This window comes from Chitinophaga oryzae, assembly GCF_012516375.2.
Lineage (GTDB): Bacteria > Bacteroidota > Bacteroidia > Chitinophagales > Chitinophagaceae > Chitinophaga > Chitinophaga oryzae.
On record NZ_CP051204.2, the window covers coordinates 2,134,688 to 2,151,926 of the forward strand.

Genomic DNA, 17,239 nt, shown 5'->3' on the forward strand with positions numbered 1-17,239 from the left:
GGTTATTGGGTTATTTTGATATTTAGTAGATTGATTATTGAGCGGTAACCCAATATCAAAATTTCAAAATTTCAAAATGATTCCGGGCTGTTGGCGGCCATTTTCAGCAGCGCCGGCAGTTTGGACGGGTCGTACATGATGCTGGCCAGGGAGGTCATATAGGGAAAAGAATAATGGTCCATGCCGAATTTATTGAGCAGGTAAACGTCCAGTTGTTCGGGTGCGGTATGGCCCTGTATGTAATCGCCCACATAGAAGAGAAAACGTTGTCTTTCCTTTTCAAACAGCAGTACCAGCGCTACTTTGTCTTTCAGCTGATCGCGGAGCGGGTTTTTGAATATTTTCAGCGCCTGCGCGTAGTGTGCGTGGGTGAGCGGTTCCGGCGGGGCAGGCAACAGCTGGGTGCAGAAATAGTCCACCGCCAGGTCGTCGAAGTAGCTGACGCCGTTGTCTTCTCCCGGATCGTTATGCCAGGTGGCCCATTGCAGGAGCGCTTCGGGTGTACTGTTACCTGCCAGCAGCGCCTCCAGCTGGTGAATCACGCCTTCGCGGGTAGGCGTGGAATCGGTCGCTTGTGTGAGGGCGCCTACTATTTCCTGATAGTAGTCTTCATGCACGGCGGTAGCTGTCCTCAGCAAAAGGCGGGTAACGTCTTCTCCGGAATCTTCTAGGTCAGTGGGTTGCAGGTTTATTTCTCCGTACAGGTCCTGCAGGACTTCCTGTTTAGTTTTAGTTCCGCGTAAGTAAGCCTTCAGCAAACCAATAAAATAAACAGAGGTTACAGGGGGCGTCTTATCTTTCATGGGCCTTTTTTGTTCGCGCATTCGCTTTCAGGCCAAAAATAGGATAAATTAGACAACAAAATATTTGCCAGCTGTGGAAAACTAAAACATTTAATTTTCCGTAAGCTTTCTACGGGTAGCGGGAAAAGTGGCGGCTCCCCGTTAAAACTGGTGCAGTAATTGATGGGTTCTTTCCGCGTTTCCGATGACCTCACCTACACAGCAAGGCTATACGAACCGGCCACGGTACAGGCCGGCATAGGCATTTTTCGAATGAAGACTCTCCTCAGCACATGACAGCGCCTCCCGCTGTTGTTTTCATACGCTCCGACTTTTTTCACTCAGTTTAAAAATTCACGAAAAATGGGAAACAAATCAATCAGCAAAAAAGTGCTGTTCTCCGGCTCACTGGTGGCCAGCGCCATCCTGGGCCTGACTGGCCTGCAAACCAATGCCAACCCGGTTAGCTACACCCACCTGGGGTCCGGCGCCGCTGTCAGAAGCGTGCTGACCGGCACTGCGTCTGCAGTTAATACCGTAGAGCTGGCCTGCTCCAAAGACTCTTCCACCACCAAATCCAAAGAACACAAATGCGCACAGGGCAAATGCGCTGAAGGCAAATGTGTAGGCGGTCCCAAAAAGGCCAAAGGCAAAAAAGGCGACAAGCACAAGTCCGATACGACCAAATCCGGCTCGTAATCTTTCCACAGGAAAGGCCGGAACATTACCCGGACCGGCCTTTCTCTTTTTCCTGTCATCACAAACAATTCATTATGGTAGGATTAGGCTTTCGCCGCGAGTTTGCGGAAGAGATGATCAGCGGAACGCAGATCACCCCCGACTTTATAGAGTTTGCGCCGGAAAACTGGATGAACATCGGCGGTTACTGGAAGAAAATGCTGCACCGGGTGGTGGAGAAATACCCGGTACTGTGCCACGGCCTTTCCCTGTCGCTCGGCAGCCCGGAGGAGCCGGACATGACCTTCCTCCGGTATGTGAAATCCTTCCTGGAAGAGTATAAAGTGCGTATTTATTCCGAACACCTGAGCTATTCCAAATGTGACAACGCCCACCTGTATGACCTGCTGCCCATGCCTTTCCGGATGGACGCCGCCAGGCATATGGCAGACCGCATCCGGCAGGTGCAGGACTACCTGCAACGGCCGCTGGCCATGGAGATTATCTCCTATTACACGCCGGTGGCGCCGGAAATGAGCGAGGCCGACTTTATCAACGAAGTGGTACAGCGTTCCGGCTGCCAGCTGCTGCTGGATGTGAATAATATATACGTCAACGCCTTCAATCATCACTACGATGCCAAAGCCTTTATCGCACAGCTGCCGCTGGACAGGGTGGCTTATATCCATATGGCGGGGCATGAGCAGGTGGCGCCCGATATGATCCTCGATACCCACGGGCATCCTGTCGCCGACCCGGTATATGCGCTGTTTGAATGGACGATCGGGCAAATAGCGCCTGTGCCGGTGCTGCTGGAGCGCGATTTTAATATCCCGCAGATGCAGGAGCTGCAGGCGGAGCTGACCCGGCTTAAAGGGATCTGCCACCAACAATGGAAACATCATGAACTCGTTGCCTGACAGCCGCCAGCTACAGCAGCGGTTTACAACACATCTCCGTACCGGGGTACGGACCACTATTCCCGGTGTGGCCCCGGACCGGCTGGCGCACTACCGCCATGCCATTTTCCATATGGTGAAAGACACCATGGAGAGCGCCTATCCGGTTACCCGCGCTAATATCCCCCGGCGGAAATGGGACCATATGGTCAAAACATTTTTTGCGCGCCATGCATGTACCTCCAACCAGGTGTGGAAACTCCCGCTGGAGTTTTATACCTATGCCGTGGAAAACAGCTGGGACGAAATGTATGATATCCCTTACCTGAACGACTTGCTGGCTTTTGAATGGGCGGAGATAGAGGTGTTCAATATGGAAGACGCGGAGCCGGCTGCTTTCGTTGCTACGGGCGACTGGCGTGAAACGCCGCTGGTACTGAACCCCGAATACCGGCTGCTCTCTTTCAGGTACCCTGTTCACCAGGAGGCCAGGCGTCGCCGGCTACTGAAGCAGCAGGGCGCCTGGTTTGTGCTGCTGCACCGTGAACCGGTCACCGGCCATGTGCAGTTTACCGGTCTTTCTCCCTGGCTGGCCTTCGTTACAGAGCAGCTGGCGGCGGGTATAACGGTAAAGGATATACTGGAATATGCGCCACAGCTGGGTATAACGGTAACGGCTGAACTGGAAACGGATACCGTAGCATTTTTAAGAGACATGCACCAGCGACAGTTTATATTGGGTTTTCAGCCCTGATAATATGCCATCAGGCGCCGGCATTAGCCCCGAATGCAGTAAAGATTTTTAACCTTCCCGGGCGGCCGTGTTAAGTGCGCTATTCATCTGCCAGATGCAGTGCAAAGCCGCTCTTGCCTGTTGCAAAGTGCGGTTGCAATACTTCCTTTTCATCATAGTCCTGTTTGCCGACCCGGTAACGGATGGGAGCGGTGTCCGGGATGCTGAGCAGGCGTTGCTCCAGGTCCTGCAGGATGGTAGCATACCGTTCAGGAGACACCTGGTTGGCGCTGTTGACCACAAACGGCGGCAAGGAAGCGGCGCCGGCATACCAGAACACGCCGTGGTGCACCGGGAACATGAGGTCTTCAATAGCGCCGTGGATGCCGTGAGGCCCCAGTTGCTCTGCAGTGGCGCCTGTGGTGATCATCAGCATCACTTTTTTGCCTTTAAGGGTACCATTGCCGTAGCGGCCGCCGGTGCCGTAGCCGAAGCCATTAGTAAAAGTACGGTCTATCCACCCTTTAAGGATCGCCGGCATGCCAAACCACCATAACGGGAATTGCAACAAGATCACATCTGCCCATTTTATTTTCTCCTGTTCGGCGCTGATATCGGGCGACTGCTCGTTGTCCAGGTAGGCTTTTTTGGAAACGGCGCTATAGATCAGCCGTTCATCGGCAGGCAGCGCCGGAAAGTCCTGCCGGCCTGCGGAGGCTTCCCATTGCTGATGGTAAAGGTCGGTGATGGCCACTTCATGGCCGTGGCGTTGCAGTATCTCAGCAGCGGCGTTTTTCAGGGACGCATTGAGGGAGCGGGGTTCGGGATGCGCTAATACGATTAATACTTTCATTTTTTTATGTTTTGTTGTTACAGTAATTTTGACGACGTAAAATTGTACAATTTGTATGGTAGTTTATTTGTATAATTTTTCCATTTTTCTGTAACAAACTGTTGATAGTATGCCGAAGGAGAATATTCACCAGCCTTTTGAGATCGTGGAGATGATCACAGACCGTTGTCCGCTGGACGAGCACGGGCACAATTTCTTTGAACTGATCTATATCGTAAGGGGCAGCGGGCGGCAATTTATCAACAATAATGAGTTTACTTACAATAAGGGACATTTGTTCCTTGTGACGCCGGAAGACAAACACCTGTTGGAGGTAGTGGAAGAGACGCACTTTTTTTTCCTCCGGTTTAATAAGATATACCTGCAAAACCAGGAGACGGCCTTGTTATATTCGAAGGAATGGACGCGCCGGATGGAGTTTATTCTCGAGCATGCCAGCCACCGGCCGGGCTGCATTGTGTATCATGAGCCCGACAAGCAGCTGGTGCCGGCCATTGTAGCCGGGCTGATACAGGAGCAGGCCGGCAAGCCGCTGTATCACAACGAAGTAGTAAGGCAGCTGGTGAATACCCTCATTACCGTGGTGGCCAGGAATATTGCCATGAAGCTGCCGGCACAGGTGGGCGACCACACGGCCACGCCTGTACTGGATATCATCGGTTATATACAGGAGCATATTTATTCACCGCAGGCATTACGGGCGGCGGTCATCGCCAGACATTTCCATATTTCTCTCAGTTACCTGGGGCGTTACTTTAAAAAACATACGGGGGAAAACCTGCAGGACTATATTACGCATTACAAGCTGAAGCTGGTGGAGACCCGTTTAAAACACAGCGATCTTCGTATCAACGAAATTGCCGCGGAATTGAGCTTCACAGATGAAAGCCATCTTACCAGATTGTTCAGGAAACACCGGGGTATGAATCCGTCTGCTTTTCGCAGGCAGTTTGTGCTTAACTGATCAGCTGGCTATAGGGAAAGAATAGTTGCCGAGGCTGCAATCGTGGAACTGTTGCATGATCTCTAATCCTTCTTCGTAGGTGTCCGGTTTGATGACGAACGCTTCTGCGCCGAGGTTAATGCATTGTTGTTTTTGAATTTCATTCAGGAAAGTTGAGTAGATGATGACCCGGATGGAGTGGTAGCGTGTATGTTTTTTAAGCAGCTCGAGCGTCTGTGTGCCCGTCAGGCGGGGCATGTTAAGATCGAGAATGATCAGGGCGGGGAGCGGCTTTTCAAGGAGTGCGTCCAGGTATTCCAGGGCAGTGACGCCGTCCTGGACAAAATGGATATGTTCGGAAAAGGAAAGCTCTTTACACATCATTTCCATGATAAATACATCTTCGGGGTCGTCGTCGGCTATCAGAATCTGTGGGTGCGTCTGCATGTCAGGATAAAAGTTTGTTCTTTTTCCTCTACAAAGCGAATGCCTTTCCTGCAAGACGGCTTTTTAGCGGGTATCCGTCAGTTACTTTGTCCTTGTGCCGCAACAAATTGAGGAAGAATATCAGCGTCCTCTTTCCGAGCCTAGCCACTGCAGCGCCTGTAAGATCATCCGGTTTTGTGCCGGGCTGCTGAAGGTATGTGACAGTGTTTGCCGGGTACCGTGTTCATAATCCATATCGTTGTGTCCCATATTGAAATAGACCATTCTGTACCTGCGGTTTGTCCACACCACGGGATAATCGCCGTTATGCCATATTTCGCTTGGTTTGGGGCCGGTGCCCAGCGGGAAGCTGCTGCTGTCTATCGAGGCCAGCACTGTAATATCGGGGTTTTGCCGGAGAGGGCCGCTCCAGCGGTACCATTCGTTGGGGGCGGAGCGGAAGCGTTCCGGCAGGCCGCGGGTGACGGGGTGCCGGTTATCCACATGCAGTACTGCGGCGGTAGGCCGCCAGGTGTTACTGACATAGGAACCGGCGCCAAGGAAAGTGTTGTGGTACCAGTCCCAGTTTTGCGGTACGGCAGAGGGCGTAAGCGCGAATGCAGCGAAATGGAAGCCGATCCAGGCGCCTCCTTTTTCGGCGTACTGTTGAAACGCTGCCCGCTGCGCAGGGGTTTCCGGCCTGGTATCCAGGAACAGCACTACCTGGTAATGGGAGAGAAATTTTTCGTTCAGGTGCTCCCAGTTGCTGGTGGTGTCATAGGAGAAATGATAACGGGCTGCCATTTTTGGAAACCACTGGTTTGCTTCGCGGACAAAGCTGATATGGGCGGCGTCTTCCGCCGCGGTGAAAAAGGCGATGACCCGGAAGGCCGGTGACTGGGCGGTACTGCCCGGGCTGCAAAACAATAGTGCCAGCAGCAGGCGGCTGGTTGCGCGGAATTTCATAGATACAAAATACAACGCTGCAGCGGATATTTATTAGAGGATTTGTGGTAGTTGGTTTTCAGCGGCGCTATCACCTGGTCACAGATGGTCCGGCGGCAATGCACCACTGTTTTACCATCCACATCCCTGCGGGTAGCCGGCAGTTTTTTTGCCGATTCCGGCAGCAGAGCGTGGCCCGGACCTTCCTGCGGAGACTGGCACTACCTTTGTCTTATCATGATAAAAACACACGATCATGAAAAAGCTATCATTTCTTGCTTTATTGATTATCAGTGCGTTAGCGTTTTTGAGGCCGTTGCAGGCACAGGTGAGACTCAACGTGAATGTGAATATTGGCAACCAGCCGGTATGGGGTCCGGTAGGGTATGATTATGCGCAATATTATTACTTCCCGGATATTGACGTGTATTACGACATTCCGCGGAGACAGTATGTGTATTTAAATGGCAACAGCTGGCTGTTTGCCCCGGCTTTGCCAGCCAGATATCATTTCGATGTGTACCGGGGCTACAAGGTGGTGGTCAACGAACCTAAGCCTTGGCTGCATCCCGACGTATACAGAGGCCGTTATGCCCGCTATAAGGGACCGGGCTGGTATGGCAAACAGGACATCATCCGAGACAGCAGGGACAGTAAATACTATGTGGTGAAGGGGCATCCGATGTATGGGAAAGGAAATAACGGCAATGGTCCCGGAAAAGGCAATGACAAGGGAAAGCACAACGACAAGGGGAAATTTAAAGATAAGGGTAACAAGGGCCATGGCAAAGGACATGGACATGGCCATGATAAATAAACCCAATAAATAAATAATCCAATAATTCAATAAATAAATAATACGGATCCATCGTGAGAATTGGATAAATGGCCGGTCAAAAGCTACCCCCCGGAAGCTTTGCCGGCCATTCCTGTTTTACAGCCGGCAGCTGCCGGTCAGTGCTTTCTCCGTGCTCATGGCACGCGGGAACAGTATATTGTTTTCCAGGTGAATGTGTTGATGCAGGTCGTCCTGGAACTCTTTCAGCAGAGCATAGGTAACGCGGTACGTATTGCAGGCTTCTGCCGGCGGCGTATAGTTATTGCTAAGGTCAGCGATTCTGCGGAATCGGTCGCCCTCGTGGTCATGTTCCTCCATCATGGCGCTGATAGGTCTTTCCACGGCGCTGATGCTGTCGTCCATATACTCGCCGGCAGCCTGTTTACGGGCGATTTCCCGGATGCGGGGAAAGAGGACCAGTTCTTCTTTGTTGAGGTGGTTGGACAGTTCAGCAGAAGATGCCGTAAAGAGCGCTGCTATCTGCCATAATTCCTGGTGCTGCTCGCCGTGCACCTGGCAGACCTTGCGCAGGTACTGCTGCAGTACCGGTATTTTTTCCCGTACGTAGTTGTGGTGTTTGCGGACGATGTGGTCTGCCAGCTGGTCCAGCGGCATGGTGCTGAAGTTCTGCAGGGTGCAGGCAGGTACCGCCGAGATTTCCTCCAGTTCGTGGAGTATGGGCGCGATGTCCAGTTTTTTCTCACGGCATACGTCGCCAATGGGTTTGTTGCCTTTGCAGCAGAAGTCGATGCCATGCTGGCGGAACACGTCGGCAGTGCGGTAGTCTGCGGCTACCAGTTGTCCAACGATGGTGTTTTCAGTGATTTCCATCTTTAAAGCTGTTTTTATAGGTATACAGGCCGGTGGCCGCTAACGCAGCGGTGACTGGCCCTGATAATATTCAATTTTGGAGAGGAACATCTGCGCCATTTTTTCACCGCGCCAGCAGGCTTCTTCCGCTTTAGGGCCTGTGAAAAGCCCGTTGACCGTGGTGCGGAACAATTGCATCCAGCGGTCAAAATGAAGCCCGTTGACCGGCAGGGTAGCGTGCGGATGAAAGGGGGCGCCGTGATAGGTGTGACTGTCCAGCAGGATGGTGTCCCAGAAGCGGTACATTTTTTCCAGGTGCTCCGGCCAGCGGTCCTGTATGAGATTGTTGAAGATAGGCCCCAGTAGCTCATCTTCCCGTACCTTCCCGTAGAAAGTGTCTACCATGCTTTGTATATCGGTGAGATCAGTGATATCCTTTCTGTTTTCCATATAATTAAATACATTTTTGTCCTTAATTAAGTGCCGCGTTGACGACCGGCATAAGGATGCGGGACAAAAGTAGGCATTATTACTATAATAAAGGACTAAAATATCTTTTATTTTGATGAAAATTACGGCGCCCGCCATGGACGCCGTTTTAATCTTATTGCTGTTTTTTCAGTGCATAATTGCCGGCGTCATTTTTTTCCAGGCGGTATCCTTTGTTGAGTTCCAGCTTCCAGCCTTTGCCGGTGATCAACTGGTCGGCGAAAGTGTCTGGCAGGCCTACGATGACCTTGTCCCAGTTTTTACTCATCAGGGCGCCTTCTGTAACGGTGAGGATGCCCCATGCATCGGAGATACGCATGGTAGGGTATACCGTACCATAGCCGTCTATCGGAACAATATTGGAAGGATTGAAGGAAATATTCATCTTTTCAAACCGCAGTTCGGTATGGGGCTGGTGGATAAACAGCCGGGTATAAGCGGCGATCTGTTCCTGTATTTTCTTTTCGCGTGCTGTTTCTTCCTGTGCAACAGCTTCTCCGTTGTACCCTTGTGCATAACTGGTGGCGGCGGTTTTCACATCGGCCGGAACGGCTAAGCCGAACGTTTTTATGATCAGCGGGGTCAACTGTGACTGGCTGTTCAGTTGCCGGTTCCAGCCCGGTTTCACCTGCGACAGCAGGTAGCCGTACATGGGAATGGTCTGATACGCAAACGACCGTACGAAAGTGGGATAATAATGAAGGAAGTCGTACAGAGATTTGTCGAAGTGCTTTACAGCCGCGGCTTTATCACGGTTGCAAATCATCATGCCGGTGAATTCGGCGATGCCTTCATTCAGCTCAAGTGCGTTTTCAGTAGTATCGGCGCCGGGATACAGCTCATAACGGTAACGGCGGAACGTCATTGCATGCAACAGGTGCTGCTGCCGCGTTGCCGCAGAAGTGGCGGCGATGGCCTGTTGCAGTGCTGCCAGTTCCAGGCGCAGGTAGATGCGGCCGTCTTTTTTATCGAGGTGGTTATTGGTGGGATCGGTTGGCTGGAAGTGCAGCGCGGGTTGTGACCGGTGAAATAATTCATGCGCGATCAGGTTGATGCGGTCGTCCTGTGCTGCGGGCAGCGGCAGTTGTACCATGGCCCAGTGACGGCCTTCCCAGTGCAGCGATGTATTGGCGATATTAATTCTCGACGGCAGTTTACCGGTGTAAATATCTCCCTGCTTTTGCAGCAGCCCGGAGCTGTCGGGCATATTGGCGTACAGTTCCCGGGTGGCGGTATTGACCAGCAGCATGGGGCCGTAGAGGTCAGTGCCCCAAAGGCGTTGTTGCTTTTTGGTAGCGGCGGCGGCGTCCCGGAAGGTACGCTGTGCCAGGGCAATAACGGTATCGGACTGTTGGCATAAGGCGTTGCCGGCGGTGCAGCCCAACAACAGGCCGGCCATGAGGAAAGTTTTCATATTGCGTTTGTTCGTTAATGCGGACAGGTACCAGCAATTGAAAGAAAAGGAGGTAAGTTCCGGGGTGTAATTTACAGTAAAACAATGATACGGAGCGGGTAGCAGGGGAGGGAATTCCCGGGCGGGCATCGCCCGGGAACAGAGAGATCAGCTAGCGGAGGTATCCACCTTTTTGCAGGATATCTGCCCACACGGCATAGCCTTCCGGTTTAAGGTGAAGCCCGTCCATGGTGAGTTCAGCCCGCAGATGTTTGTCTGCGTCCAGGAAATGCGGATACAGGTCGATGATGGTCACATGGCTGCCTTTCAGCTGCCTGATCTGTTCATTCAGCCAGAGGATGTGCTCATCTTTACCGTAGTGATTTTTGAATTTATTGAAAGACGCATTTACCGGCAGCAGCGTATTAAAATAGATCTGTGTTTTTTTGGATCCTTTGCGGATACGGCTGATGATCGTTTTGTAATTCCGCAGGATCACGCTGTCGGGTATATTCCTGGAGATATCATTGATGCCGATGAGTACGAATATTTTGGCGGGTTTGCCGGCGATGACTTCGTTGAGCCGTTCCAGTACCCCGAAGGTAATATCGCCGGAAATGCCCCTGTTGACCGCATTGGGCAGCGACAGGAGGTTAGCCCAGTTGGTGCCGGCAGTGATACTGTTGCCGAGGAAGACAAAATTTTTCCGGGTGATTTTTTCAGCGTTGAATTTCGCCACGAGTTCCTTGTATTTACCGGGGCGGTGGGTGCTGTCCCAGGCGGGCGCCTGCGCCTGTGCGTTGCCGGCATAAAGGGCGAGGCCCAGAACGGCCCCGGTGAGCCACTTGCAAAATGTGTTGTTCATAATTATAGTCCTCATTCAGTTTTTCAGTGTGTTATCTGCGTACCCGTTGTATTTCTTCCGCTTCTATGGCGACATCGTTTAGCCGGCAGCGTCTGGCCTCGAAGCTGCCGACATCGTCCAGCAGGAAAGGCTTTCTGGCGTCTGGTTCCAGGGTGTGCACCTGTACGTCTTCCAGGGAGATATTTTTCGCATGGCGTATATAAAAAGCGGAAGCGGGCAGGATGGAGTTGAACATCCTGTTTTCGGGGTAGCCCTGTATATTTTCCGGGATGTTTGTCTCATCGGTGGCGGTGGCGCCGCCGGGGGCGAAGATACGTACGTGGCTGATGCTGATGTTTTCTACCGGGTGGCCGGGGATACCGGAGATACAGGAGCTGAGCCGGCTGACACTGCGTGCGATGATGTTGCTGATGACCACGTTTTTAAGGGAGCTGACGGTGTTGCCCGGTCCTTTTTTTCGGTCGCCGAGGCGGATGAAAATGGGTGTTTGCACATCCTGCATGGTAACCCCGGAGATAATGACCTGGTCCATGCTGCCGCCGTCTACCACTTCCAGTGCGATGCCGGCGATCACGCTGGTATCGGCGGTGGTGCCCATCCAGGGAAAGCTTTGTTTCCAGTGGCGGCGGTTTTCTTCCGACGCTTTATGGATGGCGATATTGCTGACGGTAATATTTTTGAAACCGCTATAGGAGCCGGTCCCGAATTTAAGCGCGTTGCAGTTACTGCGCAGGAGGCAGTTGCTGATAACGATGTTTTCGCAGGAGGCGCTGATTTCACTTTTGAGGCAGAGTGCATCGTCATCAGTGTCGATGTTGCAGTCGGAGATAATGACGTTGGCGCTGCCGCTGATATCGATGCCGTCGTTGTTGAAATTACCATGGCTGTAGACTTTTAGGCCGCGGAGGCTTACATCGTCACAACCTTCATATTTCTGTACCCAGTAGGCGGCGTTGCGGATGTGGAGGTCTTTGACTTCAATATGCCGGCAGTTTTCAAAATGCAGCAGCATGGGGCGGATGGCGCCTGTTTTACTGTCGTCGCCCAGCTGGAAATTGGCATGATGTCCTTGGCCGTCGATGGTGCCTTCGCCGCAGAGGGTGATATTGGAGGCGCCGGCGGCGGAGATCAGCGCCGGAGCGCCATGGGCCGGCCTGGGATAACGGCTCATGTCGGCGATGCCGGTGAGGGTAGCGCCAAACTCAAGGTAGATGCGGATGTCGGAAGGCAAGGTGAGCGGCCCGGTGAGGAAATTACCGGCGGGGATGATAAGGGTGCCCTGCCGGCAATCGCGGAGGGCCTGTTGAATAATGGCGGTATTATCCGTGCGGCCATCCCCTTTTGCGCCGCGGTCTGCAATGTTAATAGAGCCGGCCATGGCGGCGGTGCTAAGCCACGCTACGGCCAGTAGTGTTAATAAAACTGTTTTCATAACGGCATCTTAATTTTATCGGATGGTCATAGCCATCCGGTAAAAATAGACACTGCGTTATAAAATTCCAATTGTTCCGGCGGAACCGTTCCGGCGCGGAAGCCAGGCCGGTAGCACGATGGTCAGGGCAATGATAGTTGTTTCATAACATCAGTTTCGCAGATTTTTAATTACTGCCAGCTGTTCTTCGAGCGGATGGAGGGACAGCCCGAGCGAATGCAGCCACTGCTGGCGGAGTTTTTCCCAGTTGGGGAAATGCTGGCTGGTATGATTGGTGCCGTTGATGGCGTCCAGGTAGAGGGAGGCTTCCATGGCGGCCTGCTGGTCGAAATGCAGGTCGGGCCTTTTCAGGTAGTAATGCAGGTATTTGTCCAGGTACGCCACGCTTTTCTCGTTGTTAAAGCTGGCCAGCACCAGTGTGTACGTATTGCCTACGCAGGGCAGTTCACTTTTCAGGAAATGAGTGCCGATGATATCTACCAGGTCGGTGTACTGGTTGATAGCGGCGAAATAGGCGCCCACTTTTCTGGCCGGCCAGTGGGCATCGCCCAGTAATAAAGTTGTCAAGTCGTGTGTGATCAGCGATTTAACCCGGTAAAAAGGTTCTATCCATTCATCATTCCCGGAACAGACATTCATGTAGTAGGGCTTCACCCATTGTTGGTAAATAGCAGCGGGCAGCTCAAAGCCATTTTCGTGTGAAGTCAGGCTGGCAAAAGGGGACAGGTGTCTGATAATAGCTCCGGCCGCGTGCAGGTCGGTCACTTGCTGCAAGTCATTCATGGTATAGGATAGCTTAATTGGGGGTAATTTACAGGGATTGCATTAAAATAACAAGTGACAAGATGACGGTATGCGCCGTAACTCCACGGAAACCCCTATACGTAGTAGATAAAGAGATGTGCCGGAGGAGACATGGCCTGGTTGATAAAGATTTTTGAGCCACACTGTCTGTTGACCCCCCAAAACTGTCCATACGTCAAATATCTTTTACCACGGCCCTGACAGCGGCTAGGTTTGTGTAAAATTGATATTCATGCAAACCTCTTCCCGACAAACTTATCTGGACTGGCTGCGGATCATAGCCATCGCCGGCGTGCTGATTTTCCATTCCGCCATGCCCTATGTGGCTTACTGGGAATGGCATATTAAAAACAATGCTACCAGCCACGTATTACTGGAAATGAATGATTTTCTGCACCGGTTCCGGATGCCGCTGTTGTTTTTTATCTCCGGCACCGTGAGCTATTACATGCTGCAGAGCCGTAGCGGGAGCGGTTTCCTGGGCCTCCGGTTCCGGCGCTTGTTTGTGCCGCTGCTGCTGGGCATACTGGTGATTGTGCCGCCACAGGTGTACCTCGAGCGGGTGACACAGGGCTATAAAGGTAATTTCTGGCAGTTTTATGCCGGAATGTTTCGTACCGGCGCTTATCCCAAGGGCAATATGAGCTGGCATCATCTCTGGTTTATCTGTTACCTGCTGGTGTATGATATCCTGTGTGCTCCATTGTTTGTCTGGTGGTCATCTCCTGCAGGGAAAAAATGGCTGCAAAAGCTCAACGGGCTGGCCTCCGGCAAATGGATCTACCTGTTGATGGCGCCCAGCGTGATCTCGCACGCTTTTCTGTCCCGTATGTTCGGTGCCACCAACGACCTGGTCCACGATTATGCTTATTTCCCTTACTGGATGCTATACCTGGTGGCCGGTTTTGTCTGTATCGCCCATCCGCAGCTGATGGACAGCCTGGAGCGCAACCGGCGCAGCTCTTTTGCCCTGGCGTTCGTGAGCATCATCACGATCAACTATTTCCGGTGGAACGGGCTGGAGCCGGCACACGGCTGGCCGGGGTGGGCGGGCTGGTGTTATACCGCGCTGGCGGTGGTCAGCGCCTGGATGTGGGTGTTTACCGCTGTAGGGTACGGCAAAAGGTACCTTAACCGCAAAAGCCGGATGCTGGCTTATGCCAACGAGGCGGTGTATCCGTTTTATATCCTGCACCAGACGGTGATCGTCATATTGACCTACTACCTGTCCACCCTGCAGGAGGATATCGGGCTGAAATATATTTTTACCGTTGTGATGACTTTCATGATAAGTATGAGTATCTTCCATTTGTTTATCCGGCCTTACGCGCCGATGCGCTTTCTGTTCGGCATGAAGCCGGCCACCCGCCGGGAGGCTAAAACAGGAACAGCGACAGGAACGCCGGATAGTCCTGCCTTACAACCACACACAGTACCGCTGACATGAGGTTCTTTACGAAATATATATTCCCTCCGCTATATGGACTGCTGGCGTATTTTACCATCCGCCTGCTGGCAGACTCCGTGTCGGGGATGCTGTTCTGGCGGCGCTCCTGGATGCTGAACGGCATAGAGATGACGTTCAGTGCGATCATGGGCTATGTGTTCATCTGGGCGTATAACCGCCTGTTTGCCTACTATGACCGGCGGTGGCAGCACGATTTTTCTTCCAAACGGATCGGACAGGAAGTGCTGGGCGTTTTTCTGATCAACCTGCTGGTGCAAAATACTTTCCTGACCCCCATGGTGGCATTGACAGACGACGGGCTGCAATGGTATGACCTGGTAGATGTGAATCTCATTCCCCTGTTTTATGCGTTGATTTATTATGGCGTAAGAAGGAGCCATCTTTATTTTCAGGCCTATGTGCAGAACCGGTTGCAGCTGGAAAAGATCACCAACGATAAACTGGAAACAGAACTAAAATTCCTGCGGGCGCAATACCATCCGCATTTCCTGTTCAATGCGCTGAACACCATTTATTTTCAGATGGACGATGATGTGGTGGCCGCCAAAAAAACGGTGGAGCAGTTTGCAGACCTGCTGCGGTACCAGTTGTACGACCAGCAGGAGATGGTGGGTATTCACCAGGAGATACAATACATGCAGCGGTTTATCGATCTGCAGAAGATACGTTCTTCTCCCCGGTTACGGCTGCAGTTGCAGTTTGACGAACAGTTGCAGGACGAAAAAGTGTATCCGTTACTGTTCCTTCCGCTGGTGGAAAATGCTTTTAAATACATCGGCGGCGACTACCTGTTGCAGCTGGAACTGCGCAAGCAAGGTAAGGAGATTAGTTTCCTGGTACAGAATTCCATCCCTGTTGTGGCGCCGGAGATAGACGGTTTGCCGGTAGTGCGGGAAAAAGGTATCGGGCTGGAGAACCTGCAGCGGCGCCTGGAACTGTTGTATCCGGACAGGCATTATTTTTCTGCGGGCGTAAAAGAACATCAATTTGTAGCTGAATTAAAACTTACATTACAAGCATGAACCCTGTAACCATACGTTGCGTGATCACCGACGATGAGCCGCTTGCTGCCAAAGGTATCATGGGATATGCAGCACGGACCGGCTTTCTGGAGGTGGTGGCTGTTTGTGAAGATGCGGTGCAGCTGAACGCCGTGTTAAAACAACAGCCGGCAGACCTGTTGTTCCTGGATATTGAAATGCCTTATATCTCCGGTATTGAATTTTTGAAAAATTATCCGCAGCCGCCGAAGGTGATTTTCACTACCGCCTATGAGCGCTATGCCATGCAGGGTTTTGAACTGGACGTACTGGACTACCTGCTGAAGCCGATCTCTTTTGAGCGTTTTCTGAAGGCGGCCAACAAAGCGTACGATTACTTTGCAGCGCAGCGCACGCAGCAGTCTCCCTATTTCTTTATAAAGTCGGACAAAAAGCTGGAGAAGGTATTATACCAGGATATTCTTTTTGCAGAAGCATTGGAAAACTACGTGGCCGTATATACGACGGACCGGAAAATACTCACGCATGCCAGGCTGAAGTCCGTGATAGAGATGCTGCCGGCCCAGCAGTTTATTCAGCCGCATAAATCCTATGTGGTCAATATGCAACATATTGGCGCTATTGAAGGGAACATCCTGCATGTGGGCGCTTTTCAGGTACCTATCAGTAAATACCAGAAAGAAGAGGTGCTGGAGAAGATTGTCAACAACCGGCTGCTGCGGAAATAGGCCGCCGGATGACAGACCTTGTTACAACTGGCACCGCAATTGAGGCTTTTTCCTAAAAGAATGATTATGAAAAAGCTTTGTATCCCTGTGTTGGCTATTGTGCTGATGGCTTGCGGACAACAGTCGAAACCGGCACAGGAAGAAAGACAGGACAGTACCGCCGCTGCGCCGGAAACGGTGGAGCCGGTGGATGAACGGACTTTTGTGGGGCACATGGCGGCGTCTGATCTGAAAGAGATCAGGCTGGGAGAGCTGGCTTCACAGAAAGCTAAAAGCGCAAGGGTGAAAACTTTCGGGGCTGAGATCGTTAAAGAACGCACCGCGTCCACTTTGCAGCTGCAGGAGATAGCCCGCCAGGAAGGAACTACGCTGGCGCCAGAACTAAGCCGGAATGACCAGGATGAAATAGCGTCTATGCGTGACCGTGATAATATGGACCGGGCTTATATCAAGCGGATGGTACAGGAACAGAAGCGTACGGTCCAGCGATTGCAACGATATACTGATTCGAAAGATACCGCCATCAGTTCTTATGTCAAAAGAACGTTACCGGTGGCCAGCGCACGTTATGACGAGGCGGTTCAAATCCTGGAAGATATGCGTAAACAGATGAACAACAGGGATATCTCCCACGATTAAACGAAAAACTTATTTCATTTTTGTACCCAGGTAACTTCTGCCTTCGGCCAGGTGATTGATGGCATCTGCCATCCGTTGGATCCGGGCATCGGGCACACTGACTTCCATCAGCCACTGCAGGCATTTTTCCTGTTCAGCAGCCGGCATCGCCTGAAAGTTACGCAGCGCGGCCGGTTCGTCGTGAAGGCATTCCAGGAAATCATTGGGGATGATTTCCTTTGTTTGCTGACCCGCGGGATATAGTACTAACCTGACCTTTTCACCGGCTTCCTTTTTAATCTGTTTACGGATAGCGGCTTTTACCGGCAGCATCATCACGCCTTTTTTGAGGGGCATGAGGTTGCAGGGCGGCAGTTCGTATTGATCAATGAAGCCACGTACCTTGCGCATGCCAAAATAGCCTTTGTCGCCCTGGGGCAAATCCGGCAGGCGGATGAAAGTCCATCCGCCTTTGCCGTCGAAACGTTCGAGTAAGAGGTCCTGGTCGACCAGTGGTGTTTCCATATCAGGCCG

At 52.0% G+C, this 17,239-nt stretch carries 20 protein-coding genes; 9 read left to right on the plus strand and 11 right to left on the minus strand.

The window, feature by feature from the left end; translation table 11 throughout:
- Nucleotides 1-71: 71 nt before the first annotated feature.
- On the minus strand, nucleotides 72-803 hold the full coding sequence (locus HF324_RS08880; RefSeq protein WP_168859592.1) for a hypothetical protein: 732 nt from the start codon (nucleotides 801-803) through the stop codon (nucleotides 72-74).
- 342 nt (nucleotides 804-1,145) lie between these two features.
- Between HF324_RS08880 and HF324_RS08885 the strand changes: the two genes are divergently transcribed.
- From HF324_RS08885 to HF324_RS08895, 3 genes are all read left to right on the plus strand, one after another.
- Nucleotides 1,146-1,481 carry a hypothetical protein gene (locus HF324_RS08885; RefSeq protein ID WP_168859593.1) on the plus strand — a complete coding sequence of 112 codons (336 nt, stop codon included), beginning with the start codon at nucleotides 1,146-1,148 and terminating at the stop codon, nucleotides 1,479-1,481.
- Nucleotides 1,482-1,555: 74 nt separating this feature from the next.
- Complete coding sequence (locus HF324_RS08890; RefSeq protein ID WP_168859594.1) at nucleotides 1,556-2,380, plus strand: HvfB family MNIO-type RiPP peptide maturase; 825 nt, start codon at nucleotides 1,556-1,558, stop codon at nucleotides 2,378-2,380.
- On the plus strand, nucleotides 2,364-3,113 hold the full coding sequence (locus tag HF324_RS08895) for an HvfC/BufC N-terminal domain-containing protein (RefSeq protein ID WP_168859595.1): 750 nt from the start codon (nucleotides 2,364-2,366) through the stop codon (nucleotides 3,111-3,113). The genes HF324_RS08890 and HF324_RS08895 overlap by 17 nt, the downstream gene beginning before the upstream one ends.
- 79 nt (nucleotides 3,114-3,192) lie before the next feature.
- On the opposite strand, the gene HF324_RS08900 is transcribed toward HF324_RS08895, so the two are convergent.
- On the minus strand, nucleotides 3,193-3,945 hold the full coding sequence (locus tag HF324_RS08900; RefSeq protein WP_168859596.1) for an NAD(P)H-dependent oxidoreductase: 753 nt from the start codon (nucleotides 3,943-3,945) through the stop codon (nucleotides 3,193-3,195).
- 109 nt (nucleotides 3,946-4,054) lie between these two features.
- Between HF324_RS08900 and HF324_RS08905 the strand changes: the two genes are divergently transcribed.
- Complete coding sequence (locus HF324_RS08905; RefSeq protein WP_168859597.1) at nucleotides 4,055-4,909, plus strand: AraC family transcriptional regulator; 855 nt, start codon at nucleotides 4,055-4,057, stop codon at nucleotides 4,907-4,909.
- Here the strand turns inward: HF324_RS08905 and HF324_RS08910 are convergent, their stop codons facing one another.
- Both HF324_RS08910 and HF324_RS08915 read right to left on the minus strand, forming a co-directional pair.
- Complete coding sequence (locus HF324_RS08910) at nucleotides 4,910-5,335, minus strand: response regulator (RefSeq protein WP_168859598.1); 426 nt, start codon at nucleotides 5,333-5,335, stop codon at nucleotides 4,910-4,912. It lies immediately after the preceding gene.
- A 120-nt stretch (nucleotides 5,336-5,455) separates the two neighbouring features.
- On the minus strand, nucleotides 5,456-6,280 hold the full coding sequence (locus HF324_RS08915) for a ThuA domain-containing protein (RefSeq protein ID WP_168859599.1): 825 nt from the start codon (nucleotides 6,278-6,280) through the stop codon (nucleotides 5,456-5,458).
- A 235-nt stretch (nucleotides 6,281-6,515) separates the two neighbouring features.
- On the opposite strand from HF324_RS08915, the gene HF324_RS08920 reads away from it, so the two are divergent.
- Nucleotides 6,516-7,076 carry a hypothetical protein gene (locus HF324_RS08920; RefSeq protein WP_168859600.1) on the plus strand — a complete coding sequence of 187 codons (561 nt, stop codon included), beginning with the start codon at nucleotides 6,516-6,518 and terminating at the stop codon, nucleotides 7,074-7,076.
- 117 nt (nucleotides 7,077-7,193) lie between these two features.
- Here the strand turns inward: HF324_RS08920 and ric are convergent, their stop codons facing one another.
- The 6 genes from ric to HF324_RS08950 form a co-directional block, all read right to left on the minus strand.
- Entirely contained in the window at nucleotides 7,194-7,928 is a 735-nt protein-coding gene (gene ric / locus HF324_RS08925; protein WP_168859601.1) for an iron-sulfur cluster repair di-iron protein, read from the minus strand.
- Between the two features lie 39 nt (nucleotides 7,929-7,967).
- The gene (locus tag HF324_RS08930) at nucleotides 7,968-8,357 is read right to left on the minus strand and encodes a group III truncated hemoglobin (protein ID WP_168802089.1); all 390 of its coding nucleotides are present in this window, start codon (nucleotides 8,355-8,357) and stop codon (nucleotides 7,968-7,970) included.
- 154 nt (nucleotides 8,358-8,511) lie between these two features.
- Entirely contained in the window at nucleotides 8,512-9,810 is a 1,299-nt protein-coding gene (locus HF324_RS08935; protein ID WP_168859602.1) for a hypothetical protein, read from the minus strand.
- Between the two features lie 151 nt (nucleotides 9,811-9,961).
- Nucleotides 9,962-10,654 carry a GDSL-type esterase/lipase family protein gene (locus tag HF324_RS08940; protein ID WP_168802091.1) on the minus strand — a complete coding sequence of 231 codons (693 nt, stop codon included), beginning with the start codon at nucleotides 10,652-10,654 and terminating at the stop codon, nucleotides 9,962-9,964.
- A gap of 31 nt (nucleotides 10,655-10,685) precedes the next feature.
- Complete coding sequence (locus tag HF324_RS08945) at nucleotides 10,686-12,086, minus strand: glycoside hydrolase family 28 protein (protein ID WP_168859603.1); 1,401 nt, start codon at nucleotides 12,084-12,086, stop codon at nucleotides 10,686-10,688.
- Between the two features lie 150 nt (nucleotides 12,087-12,236).
- The gene (locus HF324_RS08950) at nucleotides 12,237-12,869 is read right to left on the minus strand and encodes a DUF6000 family protein (RefSeq protein ID WP_168802093.1); all 633 of its coding nucleotides are present in this window, start codon (nucleotides 12,867-12,869) and stop codon (nucleotides 12,237-12,239) included.
- A 253-nt stretch (nucleotides 12,870-13,122) separates the two neighbouring features.
- Between HF324_RS08950 and HF324_RS08955 the strand changes: the two genes are divergently transcribed.
- From HF324_RS08955 to HF324_RS08970, 4 genes are all read left to right on the plus strand, one after another.
- A complete protein-coding gene (locus HF324_RS08955; protein WP_168802094.1) occupies nucleotides 13,123-14,337 on the plus strand; it encodes an acyltransferase family protein in 1,215 nt (404 codons plus the stop codon).
- The gene (locus tag HF324_RS08960; protein ID WP_168859604.1) at nucleotides 14,334-15,380 is read left to right on the plus strand and encodes a sensor histidine kinase; all 1,047 of its coding nucleotides are present in this window, start codon (nucleotides 14,334-14,336) and stop codon (nucleotides 15,378-15,380) included. The genes HF324_RS08955 and HF324_RS08960 overlap by 4 nt, the downstream gene beginning before the upstream one ends.
- Nucleotides 15,377-16,087 carry a LytR/AlgR family response regulator transcription factor gene (locus HF324_RS08965; protein WP_168859605.1) on the plus strand — a complete coding sequence of 237 codons (711 nt, stop codon included), beginning with the start codon at nucleotides 15,377-15,379 and terminating at the stop codon, nucleotides 16,085-16,087. Before HF324_RS08960 ends, HF324_RS08965 begins: the two co-directional genes overlap by 4 nt.
- A 66-nt stretch (nucleotides 16,088-16,153) precedes the next feature.
- A complete protein-coding gene (locus HF324_RS08970; RefSeq protein ID WP_168802097.1) occupies nucleotides 16,154-16,726 on the plus strand; it encodes a DUF4142 domain-containing protein in 573 nt (190 codons plus the stop codon).
- A 9-nt stretch (nucleotides 16,727-16,735) separates the two neighbouring features.
- Here HF324_RS08970 and HF324_RS08975 read toward each other — a convergent pair whose 3' ends face one another.
- A complete protein-coding gene (locus tag HF324_RS08975; protein ID WP_168802098.1) occupies nucleotides 16,736-17,230 on the minus strand; it encodes a YdeI/OmpD-associated family protein in 495 nt (164 codons plus the stop codon).
- Nucleotides 17,231-17,239: the final 9 nt, after the last annotated feature.